Source organism: Pseudomonas sp. NFIX10 (assembly GCF_900111955.1).
GTDB lineage: Bacteria > Pseudomonadota > Gammaproteobacteria > Pseudomonadales > Pseudomonadaceae > Aquipseudomonas > Aquipseudomonas fluorescens_AA.
Genome location: NZ_FOKH01000003.1, coordinates 49,691 through 63,752, shown reverse-complemented (window position 1 = coordinate 63,752; position 14,062 = coordinate 49,691). Strand labels below are relative to the sequence as shown.

At 63.4% G+C, this 14,062-nt stretch carries 14 protein-coding genes; 5 read left to right on the top strand and 9 right to left on the bottom strand.

Features of this window, described 5'->3' with window-relative positions; genetic code table 11:
• Positions 1-43: 43 nt before the first annotated feature.
• Both BM321_RS03790 and BM321_RS03785 read right to left on the bottom strand, forming a co-directional pair.
• Positions 44-820, bottom strand: a complete 777-nt coding sequence (locus tag BM321_RS03790) for an ArsR/SmtB family transcription factor (protein ID WP_092441571.1) — start codon at positions 818-820, stop codon at positions 44-46.
• Between the two features lie 132 nt (positions 821-952).
• Positions 953-1,294, bottom strand: coding sequence for an FKBP-type peptidyl-prolyl cis-trans isomerase (locus BM321_RS03785; RefSeq protein WP_092441570.1), 342 nt, complete (start codon positions 1,292-1,294; stop codon positions 953-955).
• 145 nt (positions 1,295-1,439) lie between these two features.
• Here BM321_RS03785 and BM321_RS03780 point away from each other — a divergent pair, with 145 nt between their 5' ends.
• Both BM321_RS03780 and BM321_RS03775 read left to right on the top strand, forming a co-directional pair.
• Positions 1,440-2,501, top strand: coding sequence for a M4 family metallopeptidase (locus BM321_RS03780; RefSeq protein WP_092328024.1), 1,062 nt, complete (start codon positions 1,440-1,442; stop codon positions 2,499-2,501).
• On the top strand, positions 2,501-2,824 hold the full coding sequence (locus BM321_RS03775; RefSeq protein ID WP_053122893.1) for a protealysin inhibitor emfourin: 324 nt from the start codon (positions 2,501-2,503) through the stop codon (positions 2,822-2,824). The genes BM321_RS03780 and BM321_RS03775 overlap by 1 nt, the downstream gene beginning before the upstream one ends.
• A gap of 4 nt (positions 2,825-2,828) precedes the next feature.
• On the opposite strand, the gene BM321_RS03770 is transcribed toward BM321_RS03775, so the two are convergent.
• Positions 2,829-3,140 carry an RcnB family protein gene (locus BM321_RS03770; RefSeq protein WP_092328025.1) on the bottom strand — a complete coding sequence of 104 codons (312 nt, stop codon included), beginning with the start codon at positions 3,138-3,140 and terminating at the stop codon, positions 2,829-2,831.
• Between the two features lie 255 nt (positions 3,141-3,395).
• Here BM321_RS03770 and BM321_RS03765 point away from each other — a divergent pair, with 255 nt between their 5' ends.
• Positions 3,396-4,499 carry a DNA alkylation repair protein gene (locus BM321_RS03765; RefSeq protein WP_092441569.1) on the top strand — a complete coding sequence of 368 codons (1,104 nt, stop codon included), beginning with the start codon at positions 3,396-3,398 and terminating at the stop codon, positions 4,497-4,499.
• Between the two features lie 5 nt (positions 4,500-4,504).
• On the opposite strand, the gene BM321_RS03760 is transcribed toward BM321_RS03765, so the two are convergent.
• On the bottom strand, positions 4,505-6,583 hold the full coding sequence (locus BM321_RS03760) for a putative bifunctional diguanylate cyclase/phosphodiesterase (protein ID WP_092441568.1): 2,079 nt from the start codon (positions 6,581-6,583) through the stop codon (positions 4,505-4,507).
• Between the two features lie 359 nt (positions 6,584-6,942).
• Between BM321_RS03760 and BM321_RS30395 the strand changes: the two genes are divergently transcribed.
• The gene (locus tag BM321_RS30395; protein WP_175534893.1) at positions 6,943-7,137 is read left to right on the top strand and encodes a hypothetical protein; all 195 of its coding nucleotides are present in this window, start codon (positions 6,943-6,945) and stop codon (positions 7,135-7,137) included.
• 44 nt (positions 7,138-7,181) lie between these two features.
• Entirely contained in the window at positions 7,182-7,823 is a 642-nt protein-coding gene (locus tag BM321_RS03750) for a DUF1345 domain-containing protein (RefSeq protein WP_060741690.1), read from the top strand.
• A gap of 56 nt (positions 7,824-7,879) precedes the next feature.
• Here BM321_RS03750 and BM321_RS03745 read toward each other — a convergent pair whose 3' ends face one another.
• The 5 genes from BM321_RS03745 to BM321_RS03725 form a co-directional block, all read right to left on the bottom strand.
• Positions 7,880-9,181 (bottom strand): ATP-binding protein, encoded by a 1,302-nt coding sequence (locus BM321_RS03745; RefSeq protein WP_092441566.1) that lies wholly within the window; start codon positions 9,179-9,181, stop codon positions 7,880-7,882.
• A gap of 4 nt (positions 9,182-9,185) precedes the next feature.
• Positions 9,186-9,887, bottom strand: a complete 702-nt coding sequence (locus BM321_RS03740; RefSeq protein ID WP_092441565.1) for a response regulator — start codon at positions 9,885-9,887, stop codon at positions 9,186-9,188.
• Positions 9,888-10,173: 286 nt separating this feature from the next.
• Entirely contained in the window at positions 10,174-11,355 is a 1,182-nt protein-coding gene (locus tag BM321_RS03735) for a pyridoxal phosphate-dependent aminotransferase (RefSeq protein WP_092441564.1), read from the bottom strand.
• An 80-nt stretch (positions 11,356-11,435) separates the two neighbouring features.
• Positions 11,436-12,572 (bottom strand): glycerate kinase, encoded by a 1,137-nt coding sequence (locus BM321_RS03730; RefSeq protein WP_092441563.1) that lies wholly within the window; start codon positions 12,570-12,572, stop codon positions 11,436-11,438.
• A gap of 284 nt (positions 12,573-12,856) precedes the next feature.
• A complete protein-coding gene (locus BM321_RS03725; protein ID WP_092441562.1) occupies positions 12,857-13,981 on the bottom strand; it encodes a sugar diacid recognition domain-containing protein in 1,125 nt (374 codons plus the stop codon).
• Between the last annotated feature and the right edge of the window lie 81 nt (positions 13,982-14,062).

Genomic DNA, 14,062 nt, shown 5'->3' with positions numbered 1-14,062 from the left:
CTGCTATCGCGAGCAAGCTCGCTCCCACAAGGTTATCCGTTGTCTACAGATCCTGCGCTTGCCGCAGGTCCATGGTGGGAGCGAGCTTGCTCGCGATGGCGATGGCGATGGCGGGCTCGACATCCCTCTCTGCACTGACCCCGAACCGCCCCGCCAGCTCCCGACGACCAATGGCCGTCACGCCCAGCGCCCGGCTATCCAGGTCCTGGATCACCCACTTGCGCTTGATCGCCACTTGCAGCAACGCCGCTCCCAGGGCCCCACCCAGGTGCTCACGGCGCATGCTCCAGTCCAGGCAGGGGCATGCGAATCGGCGTCGTTGCGCGGCGACGACCTGGAGGTCAATGCCCAACCCCTCGAACAGCCCCACACCGGCTTCACTCAACCGATAGCCCTGTTCTGGCACCTCCACCAGCCACCCGGCCTCGATCATCCGATCATGCAGCCGCACCGCCAGGGTGCCGGCCATGTGGTCGTAGCAGGTGCGCGCCCATTGCAAGCGATCCGGTGTGCGTGGCGTGAAAGTAGGCGCGGCGCTCTGGCCGATCACCATCAGTGCTTCCAGGGCCTGGGCGACACGGGGATCCGCCAGGCTGTAATAGCGGTGCCGGCCCTGGACATGCAGCCGCACCAAGGCCAGGTCCTTGAGTTTCGTCAGGTGGGCGCTGGCGGTCGATGCGCTGACCTCGGCGATGCTCGCCAGCTCAGTGCTGGTCCGGGCATGGCTGTCCATCAAGGCGCAGAGCATTCGGGTACGGGCCGGCTCGGCAATCGCTGCGGCCACTTGGGACACACCTACGTCATGACGCTCTGCGTTCATATTTCGCTCCAGGACGAATCAAGCCATGCATCAACTGGAGATAGTAGCAGCACTTTTCCCCTCACGATCAAAGCATCTCGTCATGGACACGTCCCCCTGCTACACGAGCCTGCGGACCGGCTCCTGCATCCTTCAATCGTCCCGGGTCAGCACTTCCAGCAACTCGATTTCAAAGATCAGGTTGGCGTTGGGCTTGATGTATGCGCCCATGGACCGTTCACCGTAGGCCAGGTGGGCCGGCACCAACAACTTGCGCTTGCCACCGACTTGCATGCCCATCAGGCCCAGGTCCCAGCCCTTGATGACGCGACCGGTGCCGATCACGCATTGGAAGGGTTTGCCGCGACTGTAGGACGAATCGAATTCGGTGCCGTCTTCAAGGGTGCCGCGGTATTGGGTGGTGATCAGCGCACCTTTGACTACGCTTTTGCCGTCGCCCTGTTGCAGGTCGATGATTTGCAGTTCTTCATTCATGGCGTATCCCTCGTGTGATCCAGGCGCGGGGTTTTCGCAGAAATCAGGCTGCATGGCAAACGTTGTCTGCCACGCATCAGGGAACCGCAACGACCTATTCGGTTCACATGGGTATCGACCCTGCGTTTCAGATAAGGATTTTCTGATGATCGACTCTCGTCCGCTCCACGGCTTCATTCCACCGTACATCCTCAATCGCATCATTGCCCACGGTTCCGAACAGCAACGCTCCAGCGCCCTCGGCACCTTGACCCACGTGCGCAACCTGCGGCACAACCCTGGCCCGCCTAGCTCCCCGCCCGTCGCGGCGGCGCTGCCCAAGCCCGGCAAGGCCGGACACCCGCAACGCAGCGTGCATGACGCCCAGAACAGCATGGAACTGCCCGGCCAGCCGGTACGCCTGGAAGGCCAGCGGGCCAGTGGCGATCCCGCCGTGGACGAGGCCTACGACGCCCTGGGCGCCACCTACGATTTTTTCTGGAAGGTCCTGGGGCGCGATTCCATCGACAACAAAGGCTTCGCCCTGGTGGGCAGCGTGCATTACGGCCAGGGCTATGAAAACGCCTTCTGGAACGGCGCACAGATGGTGTTTGGCGACGGTGACGGCGAAATCTTCCAGCGCTTCACCCGCTCCCTGGACGTGGTGGCCCACGAACTGGCCCATGGCGTCACCGAAAGCGAAGCCGGATTGATCTATGCCAACCAGTCCGGTGCGCTGAACGAGTCCATCTCCGACGTGTTCGGTGTGCTGGTCAAGCAGTTCGTGCTCGAACAGACCGCCGACCAGGCCGACTGGCTGATCGGCGCCGACCTGCTCACCGACAAGATCAACGGCGACGGCCTGCGCAGCATGTCCAACCCCGGCAGCGCCTACGATGACCCGCTGCTGGGCAAGGACCCGCAACCGGCGCACATGCGCGAATTCGTGATTACCCGTGAAGACAACGGTGGCGTGCACATCAACTCCGGCATTCCCAACCGGGCCTTTTATCTGGTAGCGACCACGCTGGGCGGATTTGCCTGGGAAAAGGCCGGCCGGATCTGGTATGAAACCTTGTGCGACCGAAGACTGGCCAATGACGCGTCCTTCAGCGCCTTCGCCCGCCTGACCGTCGAGCATGCCCGCCAGCGCTTCGGCACGCGGGAAGTGCAAGCGGTACAGAACGGCTGGGCCCAGGTCGGCGTCGACCTGACACAGGAGAGCTGATGAAAACCCTTCCAGACCTCGACGACAAAGCCGTGGTACGGCTATCGCGCCAGGGCGGCGTGGCCGCCATCCATGCGTTGACCCGGCCACGGGAAATCGAGTTCGCCCAGTGCGACCTCGACCAGCGCACACGCATCTGTTCGGTCCTGGAGGGCTGCCTGCCGCTGACCTCCTCCACGCCCGGGCGCGGCGACCAGCGGTTTTTCCAGATCGAGGTGCGTTATCGCGCCAACGACCAGGACGACGAGATGGTGCTGCAGGTGCCCGAGGACCGGGCACCCGGCGAGTTGGTTCACCTATGGGACAAAGGCGAAGTGCTCTGAAGATTTAACGTGTGGCCGGTACGATCTTGACGATCGCGCCGGACACGGTTTCGATCAGCAGGTACTTGTCGTCGATCTGCACCCATTGCTGCTCGCTTGTCGGCTGTTCCAGTTTCTTCTGCTTCCAGTCTTTCATGGCCCTGTCCGCGCGCTGGTAGTCCGCCGGTACCCGGTCGTTCTCCACCAGCCTGCGGCCATTGCTCGGCGAATGCTCCAGGGCGTCTCCGGTTTTCTCGACCGCTTGCGCAACAGGCCCAAGGGTTGTTCCAAGGCTGGCAATCAGGACCAGGCTGGCGATCAGGGTGGGTTTGCGCATAGAAAAAACTCCAGTTATTCGAGGGACTGAATCTGGGACTTCGCGGGCGGCAAATCATTCCTTTTACCGTAGAAGCTCGTAGGAACTCGTAGGAGCTGTCGAGTACAACGAGGCTGCGATCTTTCCCAAAACACTTGAATCCCAAGCGAAAGATCAAAAGATCGCAGCCTTCGGCAGCTCCTACAACGCAGCCGAGCGGGAGCAAGCTCCCTCGCCACGGGATATAGTGACAGCCCCTGCACGACGGACCCTGCCATGACGACCCCGACCACTGCCTCCCCTGCCCTCAAGGAAATCTTCAACAGCGCCCGCCTGGAACACATCGCCAGCGAAATGCGCGCGGTGTATCCGGCATTCGACGCCAAGGCATTCTTGCGCATGGCCAACGACGGGCTGGCCGAGTTGTCGGTGATGCAGCGCATGGCCCGGGTCAGCGAGTGCCTGCACGCTGTGCTGCCTCTCGATTATGAAGCGTCGCTGGAGGTGCTGCGCGCCCTGGCCCCGCGCCTGAACAGCATGTTCGTCAGCATGTTCCTGCCGCACTACGTGGCGTCTTACGGCCGCAATCACTTCGACGTGTCGTTGGACGCGCTCCAGTATTTCACTCGGTTCGGCTCGTCGGAGTTCGCCGTGCGGCACTTCTTGCGGGACGATCTGGAGCGCACCCTCAAGGTCATGCACGGCTGGGCCCTGGACGCCAACGAGCACGTGCGCCGCCTGGCCAGCGAAGGTAGTCGGCCGCGCCTGCCGTGGTCGTTTCACCTGGAACCGATCCAGGCCAACCCCGACCTGGCCGCCGCGATCCTCGACACGCTCAAGGGCGACGAGAGCCTTTATGTGCGCAAATCCGTGGCCAACCACCTCAACGACGTCACCAAGCAGCATCCCGACTGGGTGCTGGACCAGATCGAAGGCTGGCCATTGCAAGACCGCCACACCGCGTGGATTGCCCGGCATGCGCTGCGTAGCTTGATCAAACAAGGTAACCCGAGGGCGCTGGGGGTCATCGGCGCCGGCGGCAAGGCGCAGGTCCAAGTGCTGGATTTGCAGGTGACACCGGCGGTGATTCGCTTGGGAGAACAGGTCACGCTGTCCTTCACGGTGCAATCAACCCTCGGGCAGAGCCAGCGCCTGGTGATCGACTACGCCGTCGACTACGTGAAAGCCTCGGGCGGCACCTCGGCCAAAGTCTTCAAACTCAAGACCTTCGACTTGCCCGCCCAGGGTCGCGTCAACCTCAGCCGTTCGCAACATATTCGCGAGCTGACCACCCGCAAACACTACGCGGGCCGGCATGCCGTGCACCTGCTGGTCAACGGCGAGCGGCTGGGCAGCACGGCGTTCGATATCGTCTCCTGAGGGGGTCAGGCTATCGCCATGGTTTTCGCCTGGCGAATGTCCTGCAGGAAACGCTCGGCCGGCAGCGGATGGCCCAACAGATAGCCCTGCAGCGAATCGCAACCCAACTGGGTCAGGAAGTCTTGTTGCATGTCGGTCTCCACGCCTTCGGCGACAATCCGCAGGTCCAGGGCCTGGCCGAGGGCAACGATGGCCGAGACGATGGCCGCGTCATCGCTGTCGTGCTCCAGGTCCCGCACGAAGCCGCGATCGATCTTCAGCTCGTTGGCCGGCAGGCGCTTGAGGTACATCAGGCTCGAATAGCCGGTGCCGAAGTCGTCGATGGACAAATCCACGCCCATGTCCGAGAGCAGTTGCAACACCGTCATGCTCGCGTCCGCATCGCTCATGGCGGTGGTTTCGGTGATTTCCAGGGTCAGGCTGTTGGCCGGCAGCTTGTGCGTTTCCAACGCCTTGGCCACGCTCTGCACCAAACCGGTGTGGCAGAACTGCAAGGCCGAGAGGTTCACCGCGATGCGCCAGTCGGTATAACCGAGCACGTACCATTCGCGCATCTGCCGGCAGGCTTCGTTCAACACCCATTCGCCGATAGGGATGATCAACCCGGTCTTTTCCGCCAGGTCGATGAACGTGTCGGGCATCAACAGGCCTTGGGTCGGGTGGGTCCAGCGCAACAAGGCTTCGGCCCCGACCGGACGGCCATTGGCCGCGTCGAACTTGGGCTGGTAATGCAGGCTGAACTGTCGCTGTTCGACGGCCATGCGCAAGTCTTGCAACAGCTGCAATTGCTTGCGGGCGTTACTGTTCATCGAGGCGTCGAAAAAACTGTAGCCATTTTTGCCGGCGCCCTTGGCGTGGTACATCGCCGCGTCGGCGTTCATCAGCAGCTCTTCAGCGCTCTGACCGTTGCCAGGGTAAAGGGCGATGCCGACGCTGGCGGAGATCTGCAAGTCATGCTCAGACACCCGGAACGTGCGCCCGATCAAGCCGACCTGGCGTGCCGCCAGTCGCAGGGCATCGTCGGGCTCGGCCAGTTGCACCAACAGCACGAATTCGTCACCACCGATCCGCGCCAGGGTGTCCTGGCTGCGCAGGTCTTCGCGCAGGCGCAGGGCCACGTCCCGCAGCAACAGGTCGCCCATGTGGTGACCAAAGGCATCGTTGACCGGCTTGAAACCATCGAGGTCGATGAACATCAAGGCGAAGCAGCCGCCCTGCTCTTGCACCCGATGCATGGCCTGGTCGATCCGGTCGGCCAGCAGCACACGGTTGGGCAGCCCGGTGAGGGGATCGTGCAGGGCCAACTGCGTCAGCTCCCGGTTGGCCCGGGTCAGGGACTGGGCCAGCTCGGCGGTGCGGGCTTCCAGGCGCGCATCGAGAATCGATGTCAGCAAGGCAATGGCCAACACCGCCAGGGTGGTGATCAACACCAGATTGTCCAGGCCCTTGCCGCTCAAGCCGTCCAGAGAACCACAGAAACTGCCCTCGCTGAACCGCGCCCCGGCCATGCCGGTGTAGTGCATGCCGACGATGGCGATGCCCATGACCACCGCAGCGCCCGCGCGCGCCAGACGCACGTGGGGGCTGTTCTGGCGCAGGCGAAAGGCAATCCACAGCGCCGCCGCCGACGCGCCGACAGCAATCACCAACGAAGCCCCGAACAGCGTCGGGTCATAATCGATGCCCGGCTGCATCCGCAGCGCGGCCATGCCGGTGTAATGCATGGCGCTGATCCCGGCGCCCATGATCAGTGCACCGAATGCCAACTGCCACGCCGGCAATCGCGGCTGGCTGACCAGCCACAGGGCAAAACCGCTGGAAAGAATGGCGGTCAGCAGCGACAGCGCGGTGATCGAGACATCGTAGCCAAGCTCAACCGGCAAGGTGAACGCCAGCATGCCGATGAAGTGCATGGACCAGATGCCCACCCCCATCGCCAGCGCGCCCCCGGTCATCCATAAATGCGCGGCACGCCCCTGGGCGGTCGCGATACGCCCGGCCAGATCCAGCGCGGTGTAGGAAGCCAGCACGGCAACAAACAAGGAAATCGAAACAAGGGCGGGGGAATAACTGCCGATGAGCATGGTTTTTTCTCGTAACAGAAGAGCCGTACTGCTTCCATGCCCGGTCAGAGGTCGGCGATTGTACTGAATCGTGACAGGGACGCACGAAGCAAATATCAAAAAGCCATCAACGCTGGAATATTTTCGACGAAAGACACTCCCCGAGCCGGGAGATTTTTTTGCAAGCCATCCATCATGCGTTCACCGCAGCTCCAATGTGGGAGCGGGCTTGCTCGCGAAAGCGGTGGGTCAGCTTGCATCAATGTTGAATGAGCCGCCGTCATCGCGAGCAAGCTCGCTCCCACAGTGGGATTTAGGCCGGGCGCAGGTTTTAGATTCACTGGAGATCCAGTGTGGGAGCGAGCTTGCTCGCGATAGCGGTGAGTCAGTCTGCACACGGGCCCCGGGCCATGGAAGCGGACCACCAGACCCCGACCGGTTTTGACCGGCTACCTCAAGACGCCTGCCGGGGCATCGACAGGGAGGGCTCGATGGAGGCGGCGATCCGGCGGATGCAGGAAGCGGGCGTGCAATTGATCGAATCCAGCGCGATAGACAGTCGCCCCTTCGCTTGATGCCTCATACTACTAGGCGCCTCTTTTCCGGACAGTGAGCCTCCATGCCCTTCCTCGCCCGCACTCACCCGCGTCTTTCCAGCGCCACGGTCCTTGGCCTGGCGGTGGGTATCCTGGCTCCCGTAGACTCGATCATCAGCAAGATCCTGATCGGCTGGAATGCCGGGGTCTGGACCTACCTGGTGCTGATGTTCTGGCTGACCGTGCGGGCCAAGGCGCCCGATGTGAAGCGCATCGCCGAAATTGAAGATGAAAATGCCGGGCTGGTGCTGCTGACGGTCTGCGTCGCGGCATTGGCCAGCCTGGCGACCATCACCTTCGAGCTGGCCGGCAGCCGCGACCTGCAAGCCGCTGGCAAGCTGTTGCATTACGGCTTCACGGCAATGACCGTGATCGGTTCATGGTTGCTGATCGGGGTGATTTTCAGCGTTCACTACGCACGGCTGTATTACACCTGGGAGGGCAAGGAGCCGGCGTTGCGGTTTGCCGAAGGGCTGACCACGCCCAACTATTGGGATTTTCTGTATTTCTCTTTCACCATCGGGGTCGCGGTGCAGACCTCGGATGTGGGGGTTGCCACGCGGCAATTACGCAAGATCGTATTGGCGCAATCGTTGATCGGGTTTGTGTTCAACACGGCGATCCTGGGGTTTTCGATCAATATTGCGGCGGGGTTGTTTGGGTAAGGGGCCATTGGGACCGCTTCGCGGTCCAGCGGGAGCAAGCGCCCTCGCCACAGGCTTCAGGGCGGTGTTGGCAGCCACAGCCTGAAACGTGCCCCGCCCAGTGGCGAGGCTTCCACCGTCAAGGTGCCGCCCTGGGCTTCCAGAGCCCGGCGGCTGATGGCCAGGCCGAGGCCAAAGCCGCCCGTGGCGCGGTCGCGGCTGCGGTCCAGGCGGTAGAACGGCTCGAACACCCGCTCGCGTTCGCTGTCGGGAATGCCGATGCCGTCGTCGTCGACCCAGATCTCACAGCCTCGATCCCCCACCAGCACGCCGATCTGGATGTGCTTTTCGCAATACCGCATGGCATTGCGCAGCAGGTTCTGCAACGCCCGTGCGGTCAGCCGTGGGTCCAGCACGAAACGCTCCAGCGTCCCATGCAACAACACATCAATCACCACGTCCGGTGCCGTCAGGTCCTCGTCGACGCTGCCCAGGATGCTGTCGACAAACTCATCCAGTGCCACTTCGACCCGTTCGGGCAAGCGTTGCGGGTTTTGCAACCGGCTGTAGGACAGCAGCTCCAACACCAACTCATCCAGCTCGCGAATGTGCGCCACCAGCCCTTGCAGACGCTCGCGACTGGGTGCCGGCAGGTCATCGGACAGCGCCAGGGCCAGGCCGAAGTCGAGCCGCGTCAGGGGCGTGCGCAGTTCGTGGGACACGGCGTTGAGCAGATCCCGCTGTTGGTTGAGCAGGTTCTCGATGTCCCCCGCCATCGTGTCGAACACGTGGGCCAGGCTGCCGATATTCGAACTGGAGGCGATGTGCGTACGCTCCCCCAGATGACCTTTGCCGAAACGCTCGGCGGTGCGCCGCAGGCGTTCCAGGTCGCGCCAGTGAGGCCGCAACCAGAGCAACAGGCAGGCCAGCATCGTCGCGCCGATCAACACGTTGATGCTCCAGTACAACCAGCTGACATCGGCCGGGTCCGGCGGCACGACCATCTTCACCGCCGTGCGCTCATCCAGCGGCGCCGCCGCCAGGGTTCGCCAGGCCCAGTCACCGAGGCGCACCACATTCTCGCCACGCTTGAGACGCGTCTGTTCCTCGGCGCTGAAACCGTTGTCATCAATGGCGGCCAGTTGAATGCGCAGCGGGTCGAACTCCTTGTCCATCTGCGCCGCCAGCGTCGGCCACTGTTCGCTGGGCACAGCGCGGAATTGCTTGACCAACAAGGTTTGCAGGCCCCGGGAATAATCGAGGTTGTAGGTCAGGAAACGCTCGTGGAACAGGCGCACCACCAGTTCCGGCATCAGGTAGATCGCCGCGCTGTAGGACACGATGGTGACCAGGTACAGGCGGATCAGCAGCTTCCACATCGGCTCAGCATTCCCACTCGGAACGGCTGAACAAGTAGCCCTTGCCCCACACGGTCTTGATCTTGCGGGCTTCGTCGGCGTTGTCGTCGAACTTGCGTCGTAACTTGGAAATCGCCACGTCCACCGAACGGTCGGTACCGTTGAATTCGATACCCCGCAGGCGCTGCAGGATCTGGTCGCGGCTCAGCACTTCGCCGGAATGCCGGGCCAGCACCACCAGCAGGTTGTATTCGCCACTGGACAATTCCACCGCCTGCCCGCGCCAGGTCACCGTGCGCTCGGACAGGTCGATGCACAGGTTGCCCACCAGGATGCGGTCGTTGGCCGTCTGCGGCTCGATGAGGCTACTGCGCCGTAACAAGGTGCGCACCCGCGCCAGCAATACCCGGGGCTCGCAAGGCTTGGTGACGTAGTCGTCGGCGCCCATCTCCAGACCCAGTACCTGGTCGTGACTGTCATCCCGGGCGGTGAGCATCAGAATCGGCAAGGTCGCCGAGTCGGTCCGCAACAGGCGGCAGACCTGCAGGCCGTCCAGCCCCGGTAGCATCAGGTCGAGGATCACCAGGTCCGGCGGATCGACCCGCGCCCGCTCACACACATGATCGCCACGGCTGAGGACGCTGACCTGATAGCCGTTGCGCTCCAGGTAACTGGCGATCAGTTCAGAGAGTGCGGTGTCGTCTTCCACCAGGAGGATGTTGGCCATGTGTTTCCAGAAAATGCTGTGGCGCCGGCAATGCCGCTATCGCGAGCAAGCTCGCTCCCACAAGAGTCTTGGGGACGACACAAAACCACTGTGGGAGCGAGCTTGCTCGCGATAGCGGTGTAACAGGCGCAGAAAAATCTCAAGCTGCCAAGGATATACGCCCTCGCTCACCCAGCGCTAAATCCCTTACACAATTTCACACACTGCCTACAAAGCTTTACCGGATTCCCCCTTTTCTGGATCGTGAGCTCTTTGTGAATACACTGCGATTGAGCATTGTGAAACTTCAGCGCATTTGTAAGGACTGACCGGCACACGAGGCAATCCGCCTGCAGGCCTCCGCCAACTTCACCTGATCGACCACCAACCCAATCCGGATATGCCCCGCCGCACTCGGTCCGAACGCCTCGCCGGCCAGGACCGACACGCCATATCCGTCCAGCAGCCGCTCGGCGAACGCCTGGGCATCGAGGCCGGTCTGGCGCACGTCGACCATCACGAACATGCCGCCGTCAGGCCGCACCGGCTTGAGACCCGGGCAGTCATCGAGCATGGCGCACACCAGGTCGCGACGCTGGCGATATTGCTCGTGCATCTGCGCCACTTCGGGCAAATCCTGCTCCAGGGCTACCTGGGCGGCGCGTTGCACGAAATCCGGCAAGCCGAACAGCATGCACAGCGACAGGTTCGCCAAATGCCCGGCCAGCGCCTGCGGCCCGATGACCCAGCCGATGCGCCACCCCGTCATGGCGTGGGATTTGGACAGGCTGTTGATTGTCGCCGTGCGCTCGGCCATGCCTGGCAGGCTGGCCGGGCTGATGTGTTCGCCTTCGTAGATCAGGTCGCTGTAGACCTCGTCACTGATCAGCCACAGGTCATGTTCGATGCACAACCGCGCCAAGGCTTGCCAGGTGGGCATCGGCAGGCTGGCACCGGACGGGTTGTTCGGGCTGTTGAGCAGCATCGCCCGGGTACGCGGGGTCACAAGACGGGCAACGTCCGCCGGTTCGACCCGAAAACCGTTCTCCGGGCGGACCGCTACCGGCACCACTTTTGCCCCGCAGGCGCCGAACACCGCTTCGTAGGTGACATACATCGGCTCAGCGACGATGACTTCGTCGCCAGGGTTGAGCAGGCATTGCGCGACCGCATACACCCCGCATTGCGCCCCTGGCAACACGGTGACGTGTTCGGCGCCCACTGGTTGGCCGCAACGCTGGCGGTGACGCCGGGCAATGCTGGAACGCAGGGTGTGCAGGCCGCGGATGTCGGAATAATGGGTGTCGCCAGCCCGCAGGCTGCCCACCGCGGCGTCGACGATGGCGCGCGGCGTGTCGAAGTCCGGGTCGCCCACCGACAACAGCAACACATCCATGCCCTGTTCGCGCATGGCCAGCGCCCGGTCGTGAATATCCCAGGCAGCGGCACCGTCGCCGGTGATGCGTTGGGTCAAGGCTGAAAAGCGCATGTACGTCTCCTGGTTGCGCGATGTCCAGCCTCAACCCTATCTCAAATCACACTCCGCGCCAGCGCTTTTGTGGTGAGGGGCTATCGGGCCGCCACCCGCCAAAGCCGGGCGATATCCCGGGCGCGCTCGCTCAGCAGGCGCGGGGCGTCGGCGCAGGCTTCTTGCAGGGTCATCGGCCCGCTGGCTAGGGCGAAGGCGGCGTCGATGCCATGCTCATACAGTGCCTGGTAACCCTCCCCCAGCGTGCCGGCAATGACCACCACCGGTACGCCGTGCTGGCGGGCGATACGGGCCACGCCGAAGGGGGTCTTGCCGCGCAGGGTCTGGGCGTCGAAACGGCCTTCGCCGGTGATCACCAGGTCGGCGCCGCTGACCGCATCGGCCAGCCCGGTCAGTTGGGCGACGACATCCACGCCGGCACGAAACTGCGCCCCCAAAAACGCCTTGGCCGCGAACCCCAGGCCACCGGCGGCGCCGCTGCCCGGCTCGTCACGCACGTCCTTATTCAACGTCCGGGCGCAGTGTTCGGCAAAATGCCCCAGGGCCCGGTCCAATGCCTGCACTTGAGAGGCCGAGGCGCCCTTCTGTGGCCCAAAGACCGCGGAAGCGCCATGGGGCCCGCACAACGGGTTATCGACATCGGCGGCGATCTCGAAACTGACCTGGGACAAGCGCGGATCCAGGTCGCCCAGGTCGATGCGCGCCAGGTTCGCCAAAGCCAGTCCGCCGGGCGGAAGGGGTTGGCCCTGGTCATCCAGCAACGCCACGCCCAGGGCCTGCATCGCGCCGGCACCGCCATCGTTGGTGGCACTGCCGCCGATGGCCAGGATCACCCGCCCGGCCCCTTCGTCCAAGGCGGCACGGATCAACTCGCCGGTGCCGTAGGTGCTGCTGGAACAGGCATCGCGCTGCTCCGGTGGCACGAGCTGCAAGCCACTGGCTTCGGCCATCTCGATGATCGCGGTGCGGCTGTCGGCCAACCAGCCCCAGCGGGCCTCGACGGGAGTGCCCAGGGGGCCGCGGACCCGGGTGTGACGCCACTCACCGTTGCAGGCGGCCAGCACCGACTCCACCGTCCCCTCGCCGCCGTCGGCCATTGGACACTTGACCAACTGGGCATCCGGCCAGACCTGAGCCAACCCCTGGGCAATGGCATCGGCGACGCCCTGGGCACTGAGGCTGTCCTTGAACGAGTCGGGGGCGATGACTATTTTCATATGATTCTCCGGTTCCGATGCACGCCATGCTGCCAGTTGACCGCAGCCGTGACGCCGGTCTGCCGCACAAAAGACACCGGGCATTATTGTTCACTTTCACAAATACCGGTTTTCCAGGAGGATTCAGGTTGAAGCTGCCGGCCTCATCGCGAGCAGGCTCGCTCCCACAGAAGTAGTGCCGCAGATCAAACTGTGGGAGCGAGCTTGCTCACGATAGCGGTGTGTCAGCTTGCACAGGTATTGGATGTGCCACCGTCATCGCGAGCAAGCTCGCTCCCACAGGGTTATAGCGGTGTGCTTTCGGTCTGCGGCAACAGTTGCACTCCCAGGTACAACGCCAGCATCCCATCTAGCCGCAACGGATCCACGCCGCTGAGCTCGGCGATGCGTTCCATGCGGTAGCGCAGGCTGTTGCGGTGGATGCCCAGGGCTTCGGCACAGGCCTGGCTTTGGCCGTCGTGTTCGCACCAACTGCGTAGGGTAGCGAGCAACTGGCCGTTGCTGTCCTTGGCGATGACCTTGCGCAGCGGGGTCAGCAATTCATCCAGGGCGTCGTCGCTGCGATGACGCCAGAGCATCACCGGCAAGCGATAACGGTTGAGGATCAGCATTCGCGACTGCGGCAACACATCGCGCCCGTAGGCCAGCAGGTCCCCGACTCGCCGGTAGCAACGACGCAGGCCCGCGAGCCCTTCGGCCTGGCCGCCCACCGCCACGCGCAGAATGCACCAGCCCAACCCGTCGAGCTTGCCCAGCAGGCGCTCGTTCTCCACCGAGGCGGTCACCGGCCGGCACCACAGCAAGGAAGATTCGGACGACGTCAGGCACCAACTGTCCGGGTAGCGAGACATCAGCCAGGCGCTCAATGTCTCGACGGTCTGGCCGGACCCGTGCTCCAGGCCCAGTTCGAACAGGTACGGCACCCGCGATAATTGTGGCTTGAGCCCCAATTGCCGGGCTTCGTCCAGCAGTCGTGGCGAATCCCCGGCGTCCCCCAGCAGCAACGCCAGCAAGTCATCGCAACGCTGGCGGCGCCATTGCTGTTCGGCCTGCTGGTTGCGCTGGCCCACCAGCATCTCCGCGGTCATGCGCACCAGTTCGGCATAGGTACGCAGTTGCGCAGGCTCGCCGGTGATGCCCAGGACGCCGATCAGCCGTTGATCGAGCATCAGCGGCAAGTTGATTCCCGGCTGCACGCCCTTGAGGTGCATCGCGGTGTGCTCGTCGATTTCCACCACCCGGCCATTGGCCAGGACCAGTTGCGCACCCTCATGGCGCGTATTGACCCGCTCGCGCTCGCCACTGCCGAGGATCAGGCCCTGATTGTCCATGACATTGACGTTATACGGCAGGATCGCCATCGCCCGGTCGACGATGTCCTGTGCCAGGTCGTGATCGAGTTCGAACATGGGCGGTGTTCCTTGCAGGGGACATGAATTGTTGTTATCAGGCATGGGGTTGGTCAGGCGCACAGGACCGGCATTCAAATC

Bases quoted from the DNA above. Each gene is read 5' to 3' on its own strand.
- BM321_RS03790 (WP_092441571.1), bottom strand. From the start codon at position 820: ATGAACGCAGAGCGTCATGACGTAGGTGTGTCCCAAGTGGCCGCAGCG.
- BM321_RS03785 (WP_092441570.1), bottom strand. From the start codon at position 1,294: ATGAATGAAGAACTGCAAATCATCGACCTGCAACAGGGCGACGGCAAA.
- BM321_RS03780 (WP_092328024.1), top strand. From the start codon at position 1,440: ATGATCGACTCTCGTCCGCTCCACGGCTTCATTCCACCGTACATCCTC.
- BM321_RS03775 (WP_053122893.1), top strand. From the start codon at position 2,501: ATGAAAACCCTTCCAGACCTCGACGACAAAGCCGTGGTACGGCTATCG.
- BM321_RS03770 (WP_092328025.1), bottom strand. From the start codon at position 3,140: ATGCGCAAACCCACCCTGATCGCCAGCCTGGTCCTGATTGCCAGCCTT.
- BM321_RS03765 (WP_092441569.1), top strand. From the start codon at position 3,396: ATGACGACCCCGACCACTGCCTCCCCTGCCCTCAAGGAAATCTTCAAC.
- BM321_RS03760 (WP_092441568.1), bottom strand. From the start codon at position 6,583: ATGCTCATCGGCAGTTATTCCCCCGCCCTTGTTTCGATTTCCTTGTTT.
- BM321_RS03750 (WP_060741690.1), top strand. From the start codon at position 7,182: ATGCCCTTCCTCGCCCGCACTCACCCGCGTCTTTCCAGCGCCACGGTC.
- BM321_RS03745 (WP_092441566.1), bottom strand. From the start codon at position 9,181: ATGTGGAAGCTGCTGATCCGCCTGTACCTGGTCACCATCGTGTCCTAC.
- BM321_RS03740 (WP_092441565.1), bottom strand. From the start codon at position 9,887: ATGGCCAACATCCTCCTGGTGGAAGACGACACCGCACTCTCTGAACTG.
- BM321_RS03735 (WP_092441564.1), bottom strand. From the start codon at position 11,355: ATGCGCTTTTCAGCCTTGACCCAACGCATCACCGGCGACGGTGCCGCT.
- BM321_RS03730 (WP_092441563.1), bottom strand. From the start codon at position 12,572: ATGAAAATAGTCATCGCCCCCGACTCGTTCAAGGACAGCCTCAGTGCC.
- BM321_RS03725 (WP_092441562.1), bottom strand. From the start codon at position 13,981: ATGTTCGAACTCGATCACGACCTGGCACAGGACATCGTCGACCGGGCG.